Source organism: Paenibacillus terrae (assembly GCF_005217525.1).
In the GTDB taxonomy this organism is placed as follows: Bacteria; Bacillota; Bacilli; order Paenibacillales; family Paenibacillaceae; genus Paenibacillus; species Paenibacillus terrae_C.
On record NZ_PNXQ01000002.1, the window covers coordinates 86,031 to 92,318 of the forward strand.

At 40.4% G+C, this 6,288-nt stretch carries 9 protein-coding genes and 1 pseudogene; 2 read left to right on the plus strand and 8 right to left on the minus strand.

The annotated features are described in order from the left end of the window. Positions 1–51 precede the first annotated feature (51 nt). The 4 genes from C1I60_RS02145 to C1I60_RS02155 all read right to left on the minus strand — a co-directional run bounded on the left by C1I60_RS02145 (position 52) and on the right by C1I60_RS02155 (position 1,524). Positions 52–417, minus strand: coding sequence for a cupin domain-containing protein (locus C1I60_RS02145; protein ID WP_137060304.1), 366 nt, complete (start codon positions 415–417; stop codon positions 52–54). 184 nt (positions 418–601) lie between these two features. Next, positions 602–703, minus strand: a complete 102-nt coding sequence (locus C1I60_RS25110) for a tyrosine-type recombinase/integrase (protein ID WP_252361524.1) — start codon at positions 701–703, stop codon at positions 602–604. A gap of 30 nt (positions 704–733) precedes the next feature. Next, on the minus strand, positions 734–1,012 hold the full coding sequence (locus C1I60_RS25115) for a site-specific integrase (protein WP_252361525.1): 279 nt from the start codon (positions 1,010–1,012) through the stop codon (positions 734–736). Positions 1,013–1,161: 149 nt separating this feature from the next. Then, on the minus strand, positions 1,162–1,524 hold the full coding sequence (locus C1I60_RS02155; RefSeq protein WP_137060305.1) for a cupin domain-containing protein: 363 nt from the start codon (positions 1,522–1,524) through the stop codon (positions 1,162–1,164). A gap of 224 nt (positions 1,525–1,748) precedes the next feature. Here C1I60_RS02155 and C1I60_RS02160 point away from each other — a divergent pair, with 224 nt between their 5' ends. After that, positions 1,749–2,612 (plus strand): LysR family transcriptional regulator, encoded by an 864-nt coding sequence (locus C1I60_RS02160; protein ID WP_137060306.1) that lies wholly within the window; start codon positions 1,749–1,751, stop codon positions 2,610–2,612. Positions 2,613–3,087: 475 nt separating this feature from the next. On the opposite strand, the pseudogene C1I60_RS02165 reads toward C1I60_RS02160, so the two are convergent. Both C1I60_RS02165 and C1I60_RS02170 read right to left on the minus strand, forming a co-directional pair. Beyond that, positions 3,088–3,288, minus strand: a pseudogene (locus C1I60_RS02165) (tRNA-binding protein); the annotation flags it as partial. 146 nt (positions 3,289–3,434) lie between these two features. Then, positions 3,435–3,779 (minus strand): winged helix-turn-helix transcriptional regulator, encoded by a 345-nt coding sequence (locus C1I60_RS02170; protein WP_137060307.1) that lies wholly within the window; start codon positions 3,777–3,779, stop codon positions 3,435–3,437. A 198-nt stretch (positions 3,780–3,977) separates the two neighbouring features. Between C1I60_RS02170 and C1I60_RS02175 the strand changes: the two genes are divergently transcribed. Then, the gene (locus C1I60_RS02175; RefSeq protein WP_137060308.1) at positions 3,978–4,706 is read left to right on the plus strand and encodes an SDR family oxidoreductase; all 729 of its coding nucleotides are present in this window, start codon (positions 3,978–3,980) and stop codon (positions 4,704–4,706) included. A 401-nt stretch (positions 4,707–5,107) separates the two neighbouring features. Here C1I60_RS02175 and C1I60_RS24355 read toward each other — a convergent pair whose 3' ends face one another. Together C1I60_RS24355 and C1I60_RS02180 are read right to left on the minus strand one after the other, a co-directional pair. Continuing rightward, on the minus strand, positions 5,108–5,257 hold the full coding sequence (locus C1I60_RS24355) for a hypothetical protein (RefSeq protein ID WP_158309127.1): 150 nt from the start codon (positions 5,255–5,257) through the stop codon (positions 5,108–5,110). 264 nt (positions 5,258–5,521) lie between these two features. Continuing rightward, positions 5,522–6,288 (minus strand): NAD(P)H-dependent flavin oxidoreductase (locus C1I60_RS02180; RefSeq protein ID WP_252361526.1); only part of this gene is annotated, 767 nt, incomplete at its 5' end.

A 6,288-nucleotide genomic window follows, 5' to 3' on the forward strand; every position in this document is an offset into this window, starting at 1 on the left:
AACTAACGTTTCCGTTACTTTAACGATGTAATCGAATTGAAGCTAAATGCATTAGATCCAAATATCATTGACTGCTGTTAATTCTGACTCAGTCTCGCCAGTGTTTACTACGCCCCTTGGCTCTACCAACATGATATGACACTCCTGGTTAGCGAAAGTTTTGTGTTCGACACCCCTTGGTACAATAAACATCTCTCCTTGGGAAATCTTTACTTGGCCATCGCGGAAATCGATGAACATCTCCCCTTCGAGCACGATAAACACCTCGTCGGTATCTTGATGATCGTGCCATACAAAATCCCCATCTATCTTGACCAATTTAAATTGATAGTCATTCATTTCACCAATGACTTTCGGAGACCAATGTTCATTGAACTTAGATAATTTCTCATTCAGATTAATAGATTGGTAATTAATATTAATCTCTCCTTTTTATTGATATTCAATATACCATATTATTGACTTGTTTGTTGTTAACTATCCTGCCCTTTAGTTGAATACGGCGGATCTCTAAAGGAGAATCAGCCGCTAACATACTAAAAAAATCGACGATACACTTCTCTCCGACGCTCTCCACGGAGCTGAGCATAGATTTGCGTGGTTAGGCTTTTTCATGACCCAGCATGCCTTGGATAAAATCTACAGGTACTCCGTTATCAAGCAGCTGACATGCATAAGTATGACGGAATCGATGGGGGTACACATTTGTCTAGACCGCTCCGCGATCTGCCAGTCACTTTAATGCCCACCTGAGCGTTGGAATGGCCATTCGCTTAACAGGATTTGTATCAGTTACAAATAAGGCTTTACAGGAGTCCTCACGACTGGCTAAATACTTCTTCAACCATACTTTACACTCTGTGGTGAAGTAACCTGTGCTGTAGAGAAACTCAAGTAAAGCTCTTTCTCTTAGTGTCTGACAAGAGATCTTCATATGAATTACATCTTCCATCAAAAACTTAGGAATTCGCTTATCCGCTTCATAATGACGCCAAAGTTCGCTTAAAATCATAATAAAACCTCCTACTAGGGCAATTAATTCTAGTTTGCTTCTATTAAGAGGTTTTAGACTATTGGTTCAAATAGCGTTTCCCATTAGTTGAATCATTAGCTAAGGATCGAATCAAAATCAGTATAATTATTTCACTGATGAGCGTTTCATCAAATTCGTTGAGGAATCGAAACGGTTCGTTCATTCACCACATTTCCCGTGTTTAGAGTAGTTTTGGGTTCGATTAATAGTACATGGACCTCTTCTTCAGCAATTGGCTGATGTTCAACTCCTTTAGGTATAATAACAAACTCCCCTTCGTTAACAGCTATTTCACCGTCTCTCAAACGGATTAGTAGTTTCCCTTTCCATACGAAGAACATTTCGTCCTCGTGATCATGGTGATGCCAAATGAATTCACCCTTGATCTTTACCATTTTTACGTATGAATCGTTTAACTCTCCGCCTATTCTGGGATTCCAATAATCAATTATTTGCAAAAATTTATCTTGTACATTGACCTTCGAAATCATGAGATTCCCTCCTCATTATTGGTAACGTGTGCTTCATTTTGCCCCGGCTAGAATCTCCTTTTCCCCATTCACCTCCTCATCATCAGATAACGAGGTACTCAATCACTTGGTTTTGGTGTAAATCCCTCTTATTCACTAAGTTTACATACTGCGATGCATCACGTAAAATTAAAAAATAGTGTATAGATAATCAAATTTTGTGATGCAAAAAGGAGAGAGTTGCTTTGGACATTAGATCTTTGGAGGTGTTTAAGGCAGTAGCAATTGAACAAAGCATTACAAAAGCTGCTGAGAAATTGAATTATGTACAGTCCAACGTTACTGCACGAATACAACGTCTTGAGCAAGAGTTGGGCGTTCCTCTGTTATATCGATATCATAAGAAGGTATCCTTAACGCCCGCAGGACGTGAACTGTTGCCGCATGTAAACAAGTTGCTTTACGATTTCGAGGAAGCGATTGAGGCAGTTAAGCTTTCTTCTGCCCCGCGGGGAACTTTGCGCATTGGAGCTATGGAGTCAACTGCTTCTACACGATTGCCATTGATTTTTACACAATATCACAAGAAATTTCCACAAGTAGAACTAAGCTTATATATGGCACCTACTGTAGATCAGGTTAGTACCATTCTCAAATATAAGGTAGACGGCGCATTTGTGGATGGGCCAATTCTTCATCCGGAAATTGTTGAATACCCTGTCTTTGAAGAATCTCTAGTTTTGATTACAAGCTACTCTCCAGAACCATTCCAATTAGAATTGATTTTACATGAACCACTGCTTTCGTCATTCGCGCATTGCATCTATTTGGGACGTTGGCAGCGATGGCTAGAGGACAATGGCTATGCTCCTATGAAGGTGATGGAATATGGCACTCTAGAGGGTGTCATTAAATGCGTTGAAAACGGGTTAGGAGTCACCGTCTTACCAATATCTATGGTTGAATCACGGATGCAGGGAAGACTTAACTGTCATCCATTACCGGAACCGTACAGAACAGTGCCCACTGTGTTTATAAGGCGTCGTGACTCGTACATGACCAGTGCTCTCTCACAATTTATGGAGCTGGTGGGCATAACTAATCTGTGATTTGTTGCTATTTTCCAACTTAGAATATTATTCATAGGTATAATTACTCTTCCTATAATTTACTTTAATTTCTATTTTTATCTTAGGAAATGGAAGTGATTGATGAACCCAATGATACTATCTTCTTCATGCATTACTTCATTATCCATCACCTATATTTGGACAGATTTAAACAATAAATAATGCATATAAACCATATATTACTATGGTAAGTCACTAAAGAACTGCCCGTTAGTTGAGAAAACGGTAGCCACTTTATCGGTTGCCGTCTCTTTGTGTTTATTGAGCTATCGTTCCCCGTTAGCTTAATGACCTCAAATATGAAAATTTCTAAAGAGTCCATATAAGAACGAACAATTCCAATTACTGTATAATTGAGAACAAGAAAGGGTGGTAATAACAAATCATACAGGGTTATTTAAGAAATTAAAACCCACCGTAAGGCTGTCGCCTTGCACGGTGGGTTTTGCCTTTATTATCTGATTTGCGTTCCGTTGGGTAGATCGAAATCCGGCTTCAACAGCACGACATCTCCCTGTTCAGGCAGTCCGCCCAGAACCAAAACTTCCGAATTGAATCCCGCTATGCGGCGCGGTGGAAAATTGACGACGCCTACGATTTGTTTTCCGACGATATTTTCAGCCGCATATCTCTTGGTGATTTGCGCACTGGAACTCAGTTCGCATCTTACATATTAATTTCATCCGCATTCACTGAAACAAATATAAAGCACCAGCTCCAAAGAGATTCTTCTTTGGTTCGTCATATCTATCGTCAGAGAGTAAGTATACGGCTATCCACTAAGACTTCCCGATCGCAGACTTAGGATAGAAACTCTTTTCCCCATACTCTTATAGAATCGATGATACTCGACAATTTATTTCCTTGTTCAGTGAGGAAGTATTCTACTTTGGGTGGCACAGTGTCATCTACTATCCTCTTCACAATTCCATCCGCCTCGAGTTCCCTGAGTTGTAAAGTCAGCATTCGTTGTGAAATCCCTGGTATTAATCGTTTAAGTTCATTAAATCTGACCGATTTTTCGGATAAAATGTCGATAATGATTCCCTTCCATTTTCCTCCTATCATATGTAAAACCATTTCAACAGGGCAGGCCCTTATAACCTCTTCACTGCAATCGCCATATTCTTTTAATCCATATCCCATATCGCCACTCCATTCATTAAGTTACAAAAATGTGCGTACTTACAAGTATCAATCATTTCCACTATATTAACTATATCAGAAATGAAAGGAGATATGTCTCGATTACAATGAGAGAATCTAAATAGCAGTGACAAATATAAGAATTAAATACATTTTCGTAGGTACAGGTTTTAGAAAATAGATTAGGGAGGCAATTTTATGAATAAATCCAAGATCGTATTAATTACAGGTGGCAACAAAGGTATTGGTTTTGAGACAGCAAGACAATTGGGAAACATGGGGTATGTGATTTTAATAGGAGCAAGAAGCGAAGAAAAAGGACATGAGGCCGTAACGTTTTTAGAAACGGAGAACATTAAAGCTAAAACGGTGGTTCTTGATGTCACAAACCCCAGCTCCGTTCTCTCCGCAGTAGAATGGATTGAACAAGAATATGGATACCTTGATATCTTGATTAATAATGCAGGCGTGTTTTTTGAAGGCAACACACCTCCAAGTGAACTGGAACTGTCCGTTCTCAAGAACACATATGAGACAAACGTTTTCGGCGTATTTTCTGTCACTAAAGCAATACTTCCATTGCTCAAAAAATCTTCTGCCGGAAGAATCGTAAATCTTTCCAGCGGATTAGGTTCCTTAACTTTGAATTCAGACCCAACGTCGGAATTTTATAATGTGAATTCGCTCGCCTACAATAGTTCCAAAACGGCTGTAAATGCTTTAACTGTTTTCTTTGCTAAAGAATTAAGAGATACTCCTATTAAAATCAACTCGGTTTGCCCTGGATTTACAGCTACCGATTTAAATGGTAATAGTGGCTATCGCACAGTCGAACAAGCAGCTTCCAGTGTAGTTAAGCTTGCCACAATCAATAATGATGGTCCAACTGGTAGCTTTTTTGATGAAAATGGAGTTGTGCCTTGGTAAAAACACAGGGAATAAGTTAGCTTTAATATCCAAAAATTCCGATATAAATATTTCTAATACATCATCTTATCCGTACCATTTTACCCGGGCAGTTTCTGAGTATTCCGTAAAGCTATTTGGAGAAAGGTATCCTTTTGTTTGATCATACCAGCGGCTGCGCATATACTGAAGACCTGTTACCCCGTCCCACTCTCCAGAGTAGCGGAATAGATTCTCTGTGTAGTCAACGGCTATAAGGACTTGTTCATGTCCACTATCGGCAATAGGGTCAAATTCTTGTACCTGACCAAGGACATGAACTTGACCCTTTAAAATGAAAAAAATGCGCCTAGCGCGGGTTTCTATAGGGCTATGTTCTTTCTCCTCTGACCCGAGTGACGAGCATTCGAAGTTGCCATACCTTAGGCGGAAGCCGTCATATCATGAATAGTTATTGGTTTCCCTGCAACGCCAATCCAATCTCCCAAAAGAGTTAATACTTGAACGTGTAGTTTGTTCACATCTTCTAAGCATGTAACAACATTAACATTGCCAAATCTAACTTCACTCATGTTTCTTCCCTCTCTTTTGTGGTATGTGTTAAATTATTCAGAAATGCATAATTTGACAAGGCTAAGTATTAATAGAGCTCTATAACTTTGCAATCAGCGTTCTACAATCCAGTATTGTAATTTTATATTGATTGCTAAGTTGAATATGTATTTAAACTAACCTGCCCGTTACTTCAATGAAAACTAGGGAACAGCTGCAACGGCAATCTGCTCCCTGGTTATTCCACTAACGTTTCCCGTTAGCGTAATGTCCAGTTAATTGTATTAGTCTCCGACTCTTCGAAGATTAAAGATTAGTTTGACAAGCACATTTGCTTGATCGATCGTCTGTTTGACAGTTGCAGCGGCAGAGCGATCAGTGGCTAACCGAAGACCTTGGCCCGCCCAGAGTGACATGTACTCAGAGTTATTCGCTTTTGCAGCTGCCTGGCGAATGTCCCTCGTCATTGCGTTTTGAATTGGGTAGGCAGGAATTTTTCCGGGATACCGATGCATGTCATTCATAAATTCTGTTCGAATACCTCGTGCGGCTTTGCCAGAGTACACGCGAGTAATTTCGGTGCAATCCTCATTTTCTGAAAGAATCTTCTGTTTGTACGTTGTATGAGCACCGCTTTCGGGACACGCCAGAAAGGCAGTTCCCATTTGTACGGCGGCGGCTCCTAATGCGAGGCTTGCTACAAGCCCCCTTCCATCCATGATGCCTCCCGATGCGATGACTGGAATTGTTACATGATCCACGATCTGCGGAACAAGAGCCATGGTGCCTATCTGAGTGTCGGAAACGCTCTTCAAGAATGTGCCGCGATGTCCCCCAGCTTCACTTCCCTGGGCTACAATTGCGTCTACACCAGCCGCTTCCAATTGTTTGGCTTCTTCAATTGTTGTTGCTGTACCAATTACAATTGTTCCACGCTGCTTCATCGTTTGGATCACATCTTGCGGTGGTATGCCAAAGGTAAAACTAAACACAGGGATTTCTTCATCCAGTAATACTTGCACCTGCTCTTCAAATGACTCCGAATATTTCT

Bases quoted from the DNA above. Each gene is read 5' to 3' on its own strand.
- C1I60_RS02170 (WP_137060307.1), bottom strand. From the start codon at position 3,779: ATGGGATATGGATTAAAAGAATATGGCGATTGCAGTGAAGAGGTTATA.
- C1I60_RS02155 (WP_137060305.1), bottom strand. From the start codon at position 1,524: ATGATTTCGAAGGTCAATGTACAAGATAAATTTTTGCAAATAATTGAT.
- C1I60_RS24355 (WP_158309127.1), bottom strand. From the start codon at position 5,257: ATGAGTGAAGTTAGATTTGGCAATGTTAATGTTGTTACATGCTTAGAA.
- C1I60_RS02175 (WP_137060308.1), top strand. From the start codon at position 3,978: ATGAATAAATCCAAGATCGTATTAATTACAGGTGGCAACAAAGGTATT.
- C1I60_RS25115 (WP_252361525.1), bottom strand. From the start codon at position 1,012: ATGATTTTAAGCGAACTTTGGCGTCATTATGAAGCGGATAAGCGAATT.